Source organism: Subtercola sp. YIM 133946 (genome assembly GCF_036553535.1).
In the GTDB taxonomy this organism is placed as follows: Bacteria; Actinomycetota; Actinomycetes; order Actinomycetales; family Microbacteriaceae; genus Subtercola.
The window spans coordinates 174,058-188,379 of sequence record NZ_JAZHPE010000013.1 but is presented as its reverse complement, the minus strand read 5'-3'; the positions used below and the strand labels follow the sequence as shown (position 1 = coordinate 188,379).

The following is a 14,322-nucleotide window of genomic DNA, read 5'->3' as shown; positions in this document are numbered from 1 at the left end:
ACCCAATACCTACTTGTTCGTAAAACCGAGCATGACCCCGCCCGTGATCTTCACGGTCAGATTGTAGAGAACCGCCGCAATGGCGCCGAGGGCCGTGATGACGATCACGTCGAGAATGGCCACGATCACCGCGAAGCCCATCACCTGGCCGAGCGACGCGACGTCGTTCAGGTTGAAGTTGCCTTGACCTGCGATCTCGGTCAGCACGCTGTTGATCGAGTTGAACACGCCCGTCTGGTTGAGCAGCGACCAGATGAGGAACGCGGCCACGACGGTGATGATGCCGAGAATGATCGACCAGAGAAAAGACAGCTTCAAAATCGACCAGAAGTCGACGTACACCAGGCGCAGGCGTACCTGCTTGGTCTGCGCGGGGCGAGACGACTTCTTGGCGAGTTTTTCGGCCACATTACTCATCGATCGGTTCCTCTCCGGCATCTGCAGTGTCGTCTGCCGGGGCAGAGTCCTCTGAGACTACGGTTCGTTCGGTGTTTTTGGCCAACGCGATTATGCGATCTTCATCGGCGAATCGTGCGAAGACGACACCCATGGTGTCTCGGCCCTTGGCCGGGACTTCGGCCACGGCAGAGCGTACCACTTTGCCGCTGGCAAGAACCACCAAGACCTCGTCGTCTTCGTCGACGATGAGCGAACCGGCGAGCTCGCCGCGTTCCTCCTGCAGCTTGGCCACCTTGATGCCCAGGCCTCCCCGGCCCTGCAGCCGGTACTGGTCGACCGAGGTGCGCTTGGCGTAGCCGCCTTCGGTGACCACGAATACGAACCCGGCCTCTGACACCACCGAGGCGTCGAGCAGGTAGTCGCCGTCGCGGAACTTCATGCCGATGACGCCCGCCGTCGAGCGACCCATCGGGCGCAGCGCCTCGTTCGACGCCGTGAAGCGAATCGACATGCCGAGCTTCGACACCAGCAGAACATCCGACGTCTCTTCGACCAGCAGCGCCGAGACCAGTTCGTCGTCGTCGCGCAGGTTGATGGCGATGATGCCGCCCGAGCGGTTCGTGTCGTACTCGCTGAGCGCCGTCTTCTTCAGCAGCCCTTCGCGGGTGGCGAGCACCAGGTAGGTCGCCGCCTTGTAGTCGCGAATGTCGAGAATCTGGGCGATCTGCTCGTCGGGGGCGAGCGCCAGCAGGTTCGCCACGTGCTGGCCTTTCGCGTCGCGGCCGGCCTCCTGCAGCTCGTACGCCTTCGCGCGGTACACCCGGCCCTTGTTCGTGAAGAACAGCAACCAGTGGTGCGTGGTCGTGACGAAGAAGTGCTCGACCACGTCGTCGGCCCGCAGCTGGGCGCCCTTGACACCCTTGCCTCCGCGGTGCTGGCTGCGGTAGTTGTCGCTGCGGGTGCGCTTGATGTAACCGCCGCGTGTGACGGTGACGACCATCTCTTCTTCGGGAATCAGGTCTTCGACGTTCATGTCGCCGTCGAAGCCGAACATGATCTCGGTGCGGCGGTCGTCGCCGAACTTCGTGGCGATCTCGGTGAGCTCTTCGACGATGATCTCGCGCTGCCGGGTGGGGCTGGCGAGAATCTCGTGGTACTCGTCGATCTTGAGCTGCAGCGCCGCGGCCTCGTCGGCGATCTTCTGGCGTTCGAGCGCGGCCAGGCGGCGCAGCTGCATGGTCAGAATCGCGTCTGACTGAATCTCGTCGATCTCGAGCAACGCCATCAGGCCGGTGCGGGCGTCGTCGACGGTCTCAGAGCGGCGGATGAGCGAGATGACCTCATCGAGCGCGTCGAGTGCCTTGAGGTACCCGCGCAGAATGTGCATGCGCTCTTCTGCCTCGCGCAGCCTGAACTGGGTGCGGCGAACGATCACGTCGATCTGGTGGGCGACCCACTCGGTGATGAATCCGTCGATCGGCAGGGTGCGCGGAATGCCGTCGACGATCGCGAGCATGTTGGCGCCGAAGTTCTCCTGCAGCGACGTGTGCTTGTAGAGGTTGTTCAGCACCACCTTGGCCACCGCGTCGCGCTTCAGCACGATGACGAGACGCTGGCCGGTGCGGCCCGAGGTCTCGTCGCGAATGTCGGCGATGCCGGCGACCTTGCCGTCTTTCACCAGCTCGGCGATCTTGATCGCGAGATTGTCGGGGTTCACCTGGTACGGCAGCTCGGTGACCACGAGGCACGTACGACCCTGCAGCTCTTCGACGTTGACGACCGCGCGCATCGTGATCGAGCCACGACCGGTGCGATAGGCATCGTGGATGCCCTTCACGCCGAGAATCTGGGCGCCGGTCGGAAAGTCGGGGCCCTTGATGCGCTGGATCAGCGCATCTTGCAGCTCTTCGCGACTCGCGTCGGGGTTCTCGAGGTACCAGATGGCACCCGCCGCCACCTCGCGCAGATTGTGCGGCGGGATGTTCGTGGCCATGCCCACCGCGATGCCGACCGACCCGTTCACGAGCAGGTTCGGAAAACGACTCGGCAGCACGACCGGCTCGAGCGTACGACCGTCGTAGTTCTCGGTGAAGTCGACGGTCTCTTCCTGGATGTCGCGCACCATCTCGAGGGCGAGTGGCGCCATCTTCGTCTCGGTGTACCGGGGGGCTGCGGCGCCGTCGTTGCCGGCCGAGCCGAAGTTGCCCTGGCCGAGCGCCAGCGGGTAGCGCAGGCTCCACGGCTGAATGAGGCGAACGAGAGCGTCGTAGATCGACGTGTCACCGTGCGGGTGGAACTGCCCCATCACCTCGCCGACGACGCGCGCCGACTTCGAGAATGCGCGGTCGGGCCGGTAGCCGCCGTCGTACATCGCGTAGATCACTCGGCGGTGAACCGGCTTGAGGCCGTCGCGAACGTCGGGCAGCGCGCGCCCGACGATGACGCTCATCGCGTAGTCGAGGTACGACCGCTGCATCTCGAGCTGCAGGTCGACCTGCTCGATGCGGTCGGTCGTCGCGCCGCGCGAGTCGGGGGCCTGCTCGTCGCCGGTGGGGGTTTCGTCAGTCATCGTTCTCTATCTGTCGTGTAGTGCGCTGGTTGAGCAGCCCCGCTCTGCGGGGCGTATCGAAACTCGCGACCGCTAAATGTCGAGGAACCGTACGTCTTTGGCGTTCTTCTGGATGAAGTTGCGGCGCGATTCGACGTCTTCGCCCATGAGGGTCGAGAAGATCTCGTCGGCTGCGGCCGCGTCGTCGAGCGTGATCTGGCGCAGCGTGCGGGTGTCTGGGTCCATCGTCGTGTCCCACAGCTCGCGGTAGTCCATCTCGCCGAGACCCTTGTACCGCTGGATGCCGTTGTCTTTCGGGATGCGCTTGCCGGCCGCGGCCCCGTGCTCGAGCAGCGCGTCGCGCTCGGTGTCGGAGTAGACGTACTCGTGCGGAGCGTTCGACCACTTGAGCCGGTACAGCGGCGGCATCGCCAGGTAGACGTAACCCAGCTCGATGAGCGGCCGCATATAGCGGAACACCAGCGTCAGCAGCAGTGTCGTGATGTGCTGGCCGTCGACGTCGGCATCGGCCATCAGCACGATCTTGTGGTACCGCGCCTTGTCGGGGTTGAAGTCTTCGCCGATGCCGGCGCCGAACGCCGTGATCATGGCCTGCACCTCGTTGTTGCCGAGGGCGCGGTCGAGCCGCGCCTTCTCGACGTTCAGGATCTTGCCGCGCAGCGGGAGGATGGCCTGCGTCTCGGGGTTTCGGCCCTGGATGGCGGAACCGCCGGCCGAGTCGCCCTCGACGATGAAGATCTCGCTCTTGGCAGGGTCGCGGCTCGAGCAGTCTTTGAGCTTGCCGGGCATGCCGCCGCCCTCGAGCAGGCCCTTGCGCCGTGTCTGCTCACGGGCCTTGCGGGCAGCCATGCGGGCCTGCGACGCCTGGATCGCCTTGCGGATGATGTCGCGCGCCTGCGTGGGGTTGCGGTCGAACCAGTCGGCGAGTTCGGTGCCGGCCACCTTCTGTACGAACGCCTTGGCTTCGGTGTTGCCGAGCTTCGTCTTGGTCTGGCCCTCGAACTGAGGTTCGGCGAGTTTCACCGAGATGACGGCGGTGAGACCTTCGCGAACGTCGTCGCCGCTCAGGTTCTCGTCTTTCTCCTTCAGGATGCCCTTGTCACGCGCGTACCGGTTCACCAATGACGTGAGCGCGGCACGGAAGCCCTCTTCGTGGGTTCCGCCCTCGTGCGTGTTGATGGTGTTCGCGTAGGTGTGCACGCTCTCGGTGTACCCGTTGGTCCATTGCATCGCGACCTCGAGCGAGATCTTGCGGTCGGTGTCTTCGTTCTCGAACGAGATGACCTCGTCGTGCACCAGTTCGTTCTTCTTGGCCCGGTTCAGGTATTCGACGTAGTCGACCAGGCCCTGCTCGTAGAGGTAGCTGACGACGACGTCTTCGTCACCGCGCTCGTCGGTGAGCGTGATGCGAAGACCCTTGTTCAGAAAGGCCATCTGCTGGAAGCGTGCGCGCAGCGTCTCGTAGTCGAAGTCGACCGTCTCGAATGTCTCGGCGCTCGGCCAGAATGTGGTGGTCGTTCCCGTCTCGGTCGACACCTCGTCTTGCGACAGGGGTGCCTGCGGAACGCCGTGCTTGTAACTCTGGCGCCACACGTGACCCTGGCGGCGCACCTCGACGTCGAGCTCTGACGAGAGGGCGTTCACCACTGATATGCCCACGCCGTGCAGGCCGCCCGACACCGAATACCCGCCGCCCCCGAACTTGCCGCCGGCATGCAGGATGGTGAGCACGACCTCGACGGTCGACTTGTTCTGGCTGGTGTTGAGGTCGACCGGTATACCACGCCCGTTGTCGACCACACGAATGCCGCCGTCTTTGCGCATGGTGACGAGAATGGTGTCGCAGTACCCCGCCAGCGCCTCGTCGACGGAGTTGTCGACGACCTCGTAGACCAGGTGGTGCAGACCCCGCGGCCCGGTCGAGCCGATGTACATTCCGGGGCGTTTGCGAACCGCTTCGAGACCCTCGAGAATCTGGATCGCGTCGGCACCGTATTCGTCTTCGGAGTCAGACTGGTCTAGTGGTGATGTCATAGATTATTTGGCTCCAAAGTAACGAAGGGCGACCCTTTATTCTACCAAATATCGTGATGCAACCGCCGCTTTGGCGGCGATCTGACGCGTTTATTTTGGCAGGGTGACCTGTTTTGCCTTCCTAGCCGTAAGTATCGCGAGGGCCCCGCCCTGGAATTGATCTGGAACCTCTTTTCCAGGAGGGAGCGTCGGGGGCGAGAAAGCGTATCGACTGGATGCCCGCGTCGGGGAACTCGGTGACGATGCGCGTCATGATCATCGTGCGCATCAATCGCAACTGCGTGGCCCACGCCGTGGAATCGCACTGAACGGTCAGAACCGAGTCGGTTATCTCTGTCGGATGACTGTGTTCAGCCGTCTCTTCTCCCGCGATCTGTTTCCACGCGAGCATCAGGTCTGACTTCGCCAGCGAGCGCGACCAGCCCAGGTCGGTAGTCAGGCCATCCATCACCGACGCGATGCCCTTCGGCTCACGTCCCGTGCCGTACGGAACGGTCTCGCCCGCGATGACGACTCGATTGCGCCTGGAGTTGGGGCGTGTGGTCGCCGTATCACCGAAGACGGCTTTGAATCGCAGGTAGACCGAACGCGACTCGGTGCTCGACGCGTCGTCGCCGGTCTCAGCCATGGTGGCTGCCGTCGCCTTCGGGTACCTCGGGTACCTCGGGTACCTCGGGCACCTCGGGCACCTCGGGCACCTCGTCGAGGATCGTTCCCGCCGAGATGCGCACGGTGTGCGCCGTCAGCTGCTCGGGAACATCATCGAACACCGCCGACGTGATCAACACCTGTTCGTAGTCGGCGACCGAGGCGGCGAGCCGACGACGCCGGGCCGCGTCGAGCTCGGCGAACACGTCGTCGAGAATGACCACCGGATCGCCGGTGGCCGAGTCTGAGCGCAGCAGGTCAGCCGACGCCAGCTTCAAACCCAGCGCGAACGACCACGATTCGCCGTGGCTCGCGTATCCCTTTGCCGGCAGTGCGTTGAGCTCGAACAGGATGTCGTCGCGGTGGGGGCCGCACAGCGTGATGCCGCGGTCGAGCTCCTGCCTTCGAACGCGAGCGAGGGCGGCCCGGAACGCCTGTTCGACCTCCACCCGCTCGTAGGGCGACGCGATGGTGGCTGACACTGCCGCGTCGACGGGTGCGGAATCGTCATCGTCGCCCGTGGCACCGAGAATGCTGAGCCGCAGTGACAGTCGCGGCGAGTGGTCGGCGCCGGCCACGGCGAGGTAGGCCGCCTCGACGTGCGGGCGCAACCGTGCGACGAGGGCGTCACGGTCGACGATGATCTCCGACCCCAGGGCGACCAGCCGTTCATCCCAGATGTCGAGCGTCGACAGCTGGGTTCCCCTGACTCCGGACGCCCGTGCCGACTTGAGCAGCGTATTGCGCTGCTTGAGCACCCGCTCGTAGTCGGCCTGCACACCGGCCAGCCGCGGAATGCGCGCAACCAGCAGCTGGTCGAGAAACCGCCGCCGGCCCGACGGATCGCCCCGCACGAGCGCGAGGTCTTCGGGGGCGAACAGTACGCTCGAGAAGTATCGCGGTATCTCCCGTATCTTGACCACCGACCGATTGACCTGGGCGCGGTTGGCGCCCTCGCGGTTGAGCTGCACCTCGACGAGCAGCTCTCGGCCGTCGTTCTCGAGCCGAGCCCTGATGATGGCCGACTGCTCGGTGCTTCGGATGAGCGCCCGGTCGCCCGATACCCGGTGCGAGCCGAGCGTGCTCAGGTAACCGAGCGCCTCCACCAGGTTCGTCTTGCCCTGGCCGTTGCTGCCGACGAAGAGGTTGGCGCCCGGCCTGAGCGATACCTCGGCCGACGCGTAGTTGCGGTAGTCGGTGAGGCTGAGGTGACGAACCAGCATCGTGTGCGGCTAGTCGGCCTTCTTGACCGCGTGGCCACCGAACTGGTTGCGCAGAGCGGCGACGGCCTTCATGGCCGGCGAGTCCTCCTGGCGCGAAACGAAGCGGGCGAAGATCGAGGCGCTGATCGTCGGAACCGGAACCGCGTTGGCGATCGCCTCTTCGATGGTCCAGCGGCCCTCGCCCGAATCGTCGACGTACCCCTCGATGTCTTCGAATTCGGGGTCTTCTTCAAGCGCGAGCACCAGCAGCTCGAGCAGCCAGGAGCGGACGACCGTACCGCGCTGCCAGGCCTTGAACGTGCCGGTCACGTCTTTGATGATGTCTTTCTTGGTGTCGAGCAGCTCGTAGCCCTCGGCGTACGCCTGCATCAGGGCGTACTCGATTCCGTTGTGAACCATCTTGGCGTAGTGCCCGGCACCGACCTCGCCGACGTGCACGAATCCTTCGGCCCGCGGGCCCTCGGGGCGCAGCGCGTCGAAGATCGGCATGGCTCGCTGCACATCTTCGTCACGGCCGCCGACCATCAGGCCGTAGCCGTTCTTCAGCCCCCACACGCCGCCCGAGACGCCGGCGTCGACGAAGTTGATGCCCTTGAGTGCGAGCTGCTCGGCGTGCTTGAAGTCGTCGGTGAACCGCGAGTTGCCACCGTCGATGATGAGGTCGCCGTCTTCGAGAACCTCGGCGAGGTCGGCGATGACCGAGTCGGTGATCTTGCCGGCCGGCACCATGACCCAGACGATGCGCGGAGTCGTGAGTGCCGCGGCCAGGGCGGGCAGGTCTGCGACGTCGGTGACGGCGGGGTTGCTGTCGTAGCCGACGACGTCGATCTTCGCTTCGCGCAGCCTCTCGCGCATGTTGTTGCCCATTTTGCCGAGGCCGATGAGTCCGAGGTTCACAATGATCTCCTAACGAAGCAACAGGTTGGGTTGGAGCAGATACTTGTAGTCATCCGAGCCTGGCTGGTCTTTCGACGACTGGCTGGTGATGAGAACTGGCCCCGGCTTGTTCGGATTGTCGGTCTTCGTGAAGGAGATGCGCACGTATTCCGAGTGCACCGCGCCGAGACCGTCGAGCAAGAACTGGGGCTTCAGGGAGACGACAGTGTCTGTTCCGGTGAGCAGTGCATCGATCGACTCGGAGGCCTGGGCCTGTTCTGACCCGATGGCCTCGAGTGTGACGCCGTCGATGGTGAACGTGAAGCGCAGTGCGGCTTCACGCTCGAGCACGAGTGAGACGCGGCGGGTCGCCTCGATGAGGTCGGCCGTGTTCATCACGGCGTAGTTGTCGACGCTCTCGGGGAAGAGCCGTTTGACGGGCGGGAAGTTGCCCTTGATCAGCAGCGAGGTGACGGTCTTGCGATCGGCTCTGAAAGCGATGAGTTCACGCTCGTCGGTGTTGGTGATGGCCACCGAGATGGTGCCGCTGTTGCCGAACGTCTTGCCGATCTCCTGCAGGGTGCGTGCCGGCACGAGCGCGGTGGCGCTCTCGATGGCAGAGGTGCCCGAATCCCAGTCGATGTTGCGCACGGCCACGCGGTAGCGGTCGGTCGCGACGAGGGAGAGCCTGTTGTCGGTGATCTCGAGCTGCACGCCGGTGATGACCGGGGTCACGTCGTCGCGGGAGGCGGCCACGGCGACCTGGGCGATCGCGGCCGAGAAGTCTTCGGCCTTCAGCAGGCCCGACTCCTCGCTCACGATCGGCAGGCTCGGATATTCCTCGACCGGCATGTTCAGCAGTGTGAACTTCGCCGACCCGGCCGTGACGATGATGTGGGTGTCTTCGGTGTAGAACCGCACCGGCGCGTTGGGCAGCCGGTTCGCGATGTCGGAGAGCAGCCGGCCTGAGACGAGAACGCGACCCGGTTCTTCGACGTCGGCGGTGATCTGCGTCTGCGATGAGACCTCGTAGTCGAACGACGAGAGGGTGAGGCCATCGCCGCTCGCCTCGATCAGCACACCGCTGAGGATCGGCAGTGTCGTTCGCTGCGGCAGGAGCTTTACGGCGAACGATACGGCTTCGCTGAAAACGTCTCTGTTGGCTTGGAACTTCACGCGTCACCTCAGTTTGTACGTAATTGTCGGTCAATGCTATCCGGTAGGCCGGGGTCGTGCGTGTCGTTTCTCGAGCCGGTCTGTCAGCCCCACGAGAAAGTTGCCGACCGGTTAATTGATTGATTAATGATTAATCTTCTTAACCGACGTGGATATGTGCACAACTGGTCGGGATGACCGTAATCGTCTGGGAACTACACGTGTGTGAGTTGTTGAATCGGTGGGGAAACTTCTTGTCATTCGACCTCTGTGCAGAAGATCTCCGTCACGTCGACCCCACAACTCTCCACACCCCATCAACACGTGGCGGTGTGTTATGCACAGGGTTGTGCACACTGTGTGGAAACAGCAGAGAAGGCCTGGTGCGGCCCGGATCGGTGAGTGTCAGACGCCCTTGTAGCGCTGGTTGTGCTTGATTCGCGTGCTGATCTCGGTGACCTGGTTGTAGATCGACCGCTTCTCGGTCATCAGCTTGCCGATCTTGTTGTTCGCGTACATCACCGTAGTGTGGTCGCGCCCGCCGAACAGCTGGCCGATCTTGGGCAACGAGAGGCTGGTGAGCTCGCGACACAGGTACATGGCGATCTGCCGGGCCGTGGCGATGGCCTGTGAGCGTGACGACCCGTACAGGTCGTCGACCGACAGCTTGAAGTACTCGGCGGTGTGCCCGATGATGTCGACCGGTGCGATGACATTGTCGTCGTCGAGCGTGATGAGGTCTTTCAGCACGGTCTGCACGAGCGCCAGGTCGACGGGGTTGCGAGTGAGGCTGGCGTATGCGGTGACGCGGATGAGCGTTCCCTCGAGTTCACGCACGTTCGATGAGACCTTCGAGGCCATGTACTCGAGGATCTCGTCGGGCACCTGCAGTTTCTCGCTCTGGGCCTTCTTGCGCAGGATGGCGATACGAGTCTCGAGGTCGGGCGTCTGCACGTCGGTGATCAGGCCCCACTCGAACCTGGTGCGCATGCGGTCTTCGAACCCGGTGAGGTGCTTCGGCGGCAGGTCACTGGTGATGACGACCTGCTTGTTGTGGTCGTGCAGCGTGTTGAAGGTGTGGAAGAAGGCTTCCTGCGTCTCGGCCTTGCCCTGCAGAAACTGGATGTCGTCGATCAGCAGCAGGTCGATGTCTCGGTAACGCGAATGGAACGCGGCGCCACGGTTGTTCGCGATCGAGTTGATGAAGTCGTTCGTGAACTCCTCGCTGCTGACGTACCTCACCCGAACTCCGGGGTAAAGGCTCATTGCGTAGTGCCCGATGGCGTGCAGCAGGTGGGTCTTGCCGAGCCCCGAGTCACCGTAGATGAAGAGCGGGTTGTACGCCTTGGCCGGCGCCTCGGCCACCGCCACCGCGGCGGCGTGGGCGAACCTGTTCGACCCGCCGATGACGAAGTTGTCGAAGCTGTACTTCGGGTTCAGCCGGGTGTCGTTGTTGCGAAGCGGCCCGACGGTCTCCTGCACCGGTGAGGTGTCGGGGATGACCGGCGGCAGCACTTCGATGATCTCGGCGGGCTGCAGGTATTCGTCTCCGCCGATGTCGGGGTTCACCACCACGGCGAAGTTCGTCACGCCGTACGACTCATCGAGCTTGCCCAGCGCAGACAGTAGCGGAACTCGGATGCGCTGCTCGAGCATCCCGCGCGTCAGGTCGTTGGGTACCTCGAGGTAGAACGATCCGGCCATGATGCCCTTGGGCACGACGAGCCCGAGGAACCCGTGCAACTGCGGGGTGATGCGCTCATCGGTCGACAGTGTCGCGAGCACGGTGCGCCAATTGGCTTCCGGTGAACCGGGATCGTCGGCCAATGGAACTCCTGTCGAAGAGGAATGGTCTTCCTCGTCAAGCGATAAGGAAAATCGAAAGAATTGTGTGACCGCATCCCCACCATCACCGTCACAAACCTAAGGATCTAAGCTAGTGACTGGTACAGGCGAGATCAAGTTCATTGTCGCCCTTCGCCGCGTGTCGGCGGCCGCAGGTGTGTATCGACTGTGGATAATTGATCGTTTGGCTGCGGGCAGTTTGACCATTGGCATTCGAAGCCGTAGTTTTAATCAGTTGACTTGTGTGCACTGGCACACCTAAATATGCTTCCCGGCGCAGATCGCTGGGCCACGGAGACAAATCATGAGCAAGAGAACTTTTCAGCCCAACAACCGTCGTCGCGCCAAGGTGCACGGTTTCCGTCTGCGCATGCGTACCCGCGCCGGCCGCTCGATCCTGTCGGCTCGCCGTCGTAAGGGCCGCACCGAGCTCTCCGCGTAGTTCGTTCCGCAGACTTCGCCGCCGTGCTGGCTCAGCAGTTCCGCGTGACAACAGCAGATGAATACCGTGCTGCTGTGCGTCGGGGCGCCAGATTCGTGTCGGCGAACACCGTCACCTACGTATTGAAGGGTGATGGCAGCCAGAACGATGGTCGCCCCAGGTTCGGGTTCATCGTGTCGAAGCAGGTCGGCATAGCCGTCGTGCGAAATCGCGTTCGCCGGCGTCTGAAGGCGGCCGGCTACGAACTGCTCCCGTCGGTGACGGCGCCAGCCGATGTCGTCGTACGCGTTCTGCCCGCGGGGTCGACCGCGTCGTACGCCCAATTTGCGTCTGAGCTGCGGCGATCGCTGGCGAAGGCCGGGATGCTCGCATGAGTGCGATGCAGATCGGCGCGGCGACAGGGGCGCCGCAGAGCGGCATGGTTCGCCGGCCTGCCGGGCGAGCATCCCTTCTTCTGACGGTGCTGATCGGGCTCTACCTGGTGCCGCGCAACATCGCCGTGCTGCTTCTGCGGGGCTATCGGGCCGTGATCTCACCGCTCTATGGAGATGTCTGCCGGTACTACCCGTCATGTTCGTCGTATACGCTCCAGGCGATACAGCAGCGCGGGCTCGTTCTCGGCGTTCTTCTGGGTAGCTTTCGTATCGTGAGATGCAACCCCTGGTCGGCGGGCGGAGTCGATGACGTCACGCCCGCGCGCCACACCCACTTCCGCGTCACCAGATTCGGTTTCGTCGTAGCCAATAGCCAGAGAGAGGGCTAGCCCGAAACATGAACATTCCCGACTTCATCAGCACCATACTGTGGCCCATCAAGTGGGTGGTCGAACTTCTGCTCGTCGCGTTCCACGGCTTCTGGAGCTTCGTCGGGCTCGACCCCGCGGCCGGCATCACGTGGGTGCTCTCGATCGTGGGCATGGTGCTCGTCATCCGGGCGGCGCTCATCCCCGTGTTCGTGCGTCAGATCAAGAGCCAGCGCAAGATGCTCGAGGTGGCGCCGCAGCTCAAGAAGATCCAAGACAAGTACAAGGGCAAGAAAGACCAGTTCTCTCGCGAGGCGATGTCGCGCGAGACGATGGAGCTGTACAAGCGCACCGGTACCAATCCGCTGAGCTCGTGCTTGCCGCTGCTGCTGCAGATGCCGATCTTCTTCTCGCTATTCTCGGTGCTGAACGACGCGCAGAAGGGCCAGGCCGGCGTCGGTCCGCTCAACGCGGGGCTCGCACAGCAGTTCGGCAATGCGGAGCTGTTCGGCATCGCTCCGCTGCACGAGAGCTTCCAGCAGGCGACCCAGACCGGCGACGTCGCGGTGATGGTGATCGCCGTCGTCATGGTGATTCTGATGACCGGTTCGCAGTTCATCACGCAGCTGCAGATCATGTCGCGCAACCAGTCGCCCGAGGCCAAGAACAGCCCGATGTTCCGGCAGCAGCGCATCCTGCTGTACATCCTGCCGTTGGTCTTTGCGTTCTCCGGCTTCAGCTTTCCGCTTGGTGTCATGTTCTACTGGCTCACGTCGAACCTGTGGACCATGGGCCAGCAGTTCCTGGTCATCCGCAACATGCCCACCCCCGGTAGCGAGGCGGCGAAGGCACGGGAGATCAGGCTCGCCAAGAAGGGCAAACTCAACGTGTCGACGGCTGCCGACGGCAGCATCAACCATGTGGTCATCGAGGCCCCCAAGACGACGCAGCGCCAGCAGCCCGTCGGTAAGAACAGAGCAAAGAAGCAGGGTGAGAAGAAGTGAGTGACGTGAGCGAGATCACCGCCAGCACGGTGCAGGGCGACGACGTCGTCGAGTTCGTCGAGGGTGACGAGTCGGCTGCAGCAGAGACGACGCAGGGCGATCAGCAGTCTGACTCCCCCGCTGCCGTCGACGCCGGGTCGAACGGCGTCGACGAGGGTGACATCGCCGCGGACTACATCGAAGAGCTGCTCGACATCTGCGATCTCGACGGCGACATCGATATCGACACCCGGGGTGGCCGAGCGTACGTCTCGGTGAACTCGTCAGAAGACAGTAATCTTCGGCTGCTGTCGAACCCCGAGACGGTGCAGGCCCTGCAGGAGCTGACGCGCCTGGCCGTGCAGACGAAGACGGGCGCGTTCTCCCGCCTCATTCTCGATGTGGGTGGCAGCCGACAGATTCGTGAGGCGGAGCTCGATCGTCTGGTCTCGGCGTCGATCGACCGCATCGAGGTCGGTGGTGAGGCGTCTGTCGCTCTCGCACCGATGTCGTCGTACGAGCGCAAGGTGGTGCACGACCTCGTCGCGGCACGCGGTTTCGTGTCGGCGTCTGAGGGCGAAGGCCGTGACCGGCACACCGTCATCACCGCACCGTGACCTGCTCTAAATGAGCTTCACTCGTCTTATGCTGCTGTCGACAGCGGTGCAGCGATGATCGACTACGACGAGGTGCTGCGGCAGCTCGAGCCAGAACCAGCCGTCGCGGATGAGCTGTTCGGCGACCGGATTGAATTCGCTCGGCGATTCACCACCAACCTCGCCAGACACGGTGAGGAGTACGGGCTCATCGGCCCCTTGGAGCTGCCGCGCCTATGGACGCGACACGTTCTCAACAGTGCTGTGCTCGCTCCGCTCTTCTCCGAGGGCCGGGTCGGAGATGTCGGCAGTGGCGCCGGCCTGCCCGGCCTCGTGCTCGCCATAGCTCGTCCCGACGTGGAGTTCGTGCTGATCGAGCCGATGGAGCGTCGTGTTAAATGGCTGAACGACCAAGTCGACGAACTCGAGCTGGCGAACGCCTCTGTGGTTCGCGGCCGCGCGCAAGACGTGGGCTTCAAGCCTGGCCTCGATCAGGTGACCGCGCGCGCCGTGAGTGCGTTGTCGAAGTTGATCCCGATGTGTGCTCCCCTACTGCGCCCTGGCGGCCAGCTGGTGCTGATGAAGGGAGCTTCGGTCGACCGCGAGGTCGAGGCGGCCGAGAAGGTGATCCGTCGATTTGGCGTGTCGAACCTTGAGGTGCTGGAGTTGGGAGCAGGCATCCTGCCAGAGTCGACTCGCGTCGTTCGGGCGACTGTGGCCTAGATGTTTCACGTGAAACATCCACGCTGGCGTCTGGATCAGGTCGGCGGCATGTTTCACGTGAAACATCCGAGATTCCCTGCTGCACGG

General features: G+C 63.5%; 14 protein-coding genes. 6 read left to right on the top strand and 8 right to left on the bottom strand.

The genetic code is table 11. The features are described 5' to 3' along the window. Window positions 1–9 precede the first annotated feature (9 nt). From V3W46_RS04105 to dnaA, 8 genes are all read right to left on the bottom strand, one after another. Window positions 10–417 (bottom strand): DUF3566 domain-containing protein, encoded by a 408-nt coding sequence (locus tag V3W46_RS04105; RefSeq protein ID WP_331781819.1) that lies wholly within the window; start codon window positions 415–417, stop codon window positions 10–12. Then, window positions 410–2,968: a DNA gyrase subunit A gene (gene gyrA / locus V3W46_RS04100; RefSeq protein WP_331781818.1), complete on the bottom strand. Its 2,559-nt coding sequence runs from the start codon at window positions 2,966–2,968 to the stop codon at window positions 410–412. The genes V3W46_RS04105 and gyrA overlap by 8 nt, the downstream gene beginning before the upstream one ends. 72 nt (window positions 2,969–3,040) lie before the next feature. Beyond that, window positions 3,041–5,002 (bottom strand): DNA topoisomerase (ATP-hydrolyzing) subunit B, encoded by a 1,962-nt coding sequence (gyrB, locus tag V3W46_RS04095; protein WP_331781817.1) that lies wholly within the window; start codon window positions 5,000–5,002, stop codon window positions 3,041–3,043. Window positions 5,003–5,123: 121 nt separating this feature from the next. Further along, on the bottom strand, window positions 5,124–5,630 hold the full coding sequence (locus V3W46_RS04090) for a DUF721 domain-containing protein (RefSeq protein WP_331781816.1): 507 nt from the start codon (window positions 5,628–5,630) through the stop codon (window positions 5,124–5,126). Continuing rightward, entirely contained in the window at window positions 5,623–6,873 is a 1,251-nt protein-coding gene (recF, locus tag V3W46_RS04085; RefSeq protein ID WP_331781815.1) for a DNA replication/repair protein RecF, read from the bottom strand. The genes V3W46_RS04090 and recF overlap by 8 nt, the downstream gene beginning before the upstream one ends. Window positions 6,874–6,882: 9 nt before the next feature. Further along, on the bottom strand, window positions 6,883–7,770 hold the full coding sequence (gene gnd, locus V3W46_RS04080) for a phosphogluconate dehydrogenase (NAD(+)-dependent, decarboxylating) (protein ID WP_331781814.1): 888 nt from the start codon (window positions 7,768–7,770) through the stop codon (window positions 6,883–6,885). 9 nt (window positions 7,771–7,779) lie between these two features. Further along, window positions 7,780–8,925, bottom strand: coding sequence for a DNA polymerase III subunit beta (gene dnaN / locus V3W46_RS04075; protein ID WP_331781813.1), 1,146 nt, complete (start codon window positions 8,923–8,925; stop codon window positions 7,780–7,782). Between the two features lie 384 nt (window positions 8,926–9,309). Beyond that, a complete protein-coding gene (gene dnaA, locus V3W46_RS04070; RefSeq protein WP_443069928.1) occupies window positions 9,310–10,608 on the bottom strand; it encodes a chromosomal replication initiator protein DnaA in 1,299 nt (432 codons plus the stop codon). A gap of 445 nt (window positions 10,609–11,053) precedes the next feature. Here dnaA and rpmH point away from each other — a divergent pair, with 445 nt between their 5' ends. From rpmH to rsmG, 6 genes are read left to right on the top strand one after another with little or no spacing between them, the layout of a single operon-like run. After that, window positions 11,054–11,191 carry a 50S ribosomal protein L34 gene (rpmH, locus tag V3W46_RS04065; protein WP_055810406.1) on the top strand — a complete coding sequence of 46 codons (138 nt, stop codon included), beginning with the start codon at window positions 11,054–11,056 and terminating at the stop codon, window positions 11,189–11,191. A 23-nt stretch (window positions 11,192–11,214) separates the two neighbouring features. Beyond that, window positions 11,215–11,565, top strand: a complete 351-nt coding sequence (gene rnpA / locus V3W46_RS04060; protein ID WP_331781811.1) for a ribonuclease P protein component — start codon at window positions 11,215–11,217, stop codon at window positions 11,563–11,565. A gap of 5 nt (window positions 11,566–11,570) precedes the next feature. Continuing rightward, window positions 11,571–11,954: a membrane protein insertion efficiency factor YidD gene (gene yidD / locus V3W46_RS04055; protein WP_443069922.1), complete on the top strand. Its 384-nt coding sequence runs from the start codon at window positions 11,571–11,573 to the stop codon at window positions 11,952–11,954. Between the two features lie 8 nt (window positions 11,955–11,962). After that, window positions 11,963–12,937, top strand: a complete 975-nt coding sequence (yidC, locus tag V3W46_RS04050; RefSeq protein ID WP_331781810.1) for a membrane protein insertase YidC — start codon at window positions 11,963–11,965, stop codon at window positions 12,935–12,937. 5 nt (window positions 12,938–12,942) lie between these two features. Next, window positions 12,943–13,533 carry a Jag family protein gene (locus V3W46_RS04045; protein ID WP_331781809.1) on the top strand — a complete coding sequence of 197 codons (591 nt, stop codon included), beginning with the start codon at window positions 12,943–12,945 and terminating at the stop codon, window positions 13,531–13,533. Window positions 13,534–13,587: 54 nt separating this feature from the next. Then, window positions 13,588–14,235, top strand: a complete 648-nt coding sequence (gene rsmG, locus V3W46_RS04040; RefSeq protein WP_331781808.1) for a 16S rRNA (guanine(527)-N(7))-methyltransferase RsmG — start codon at window positions 13,588–13,590, stop codon at window positions 14,233–14,235. Window positions 14,236–14,322: the final 87 nt, after the last annotated feature.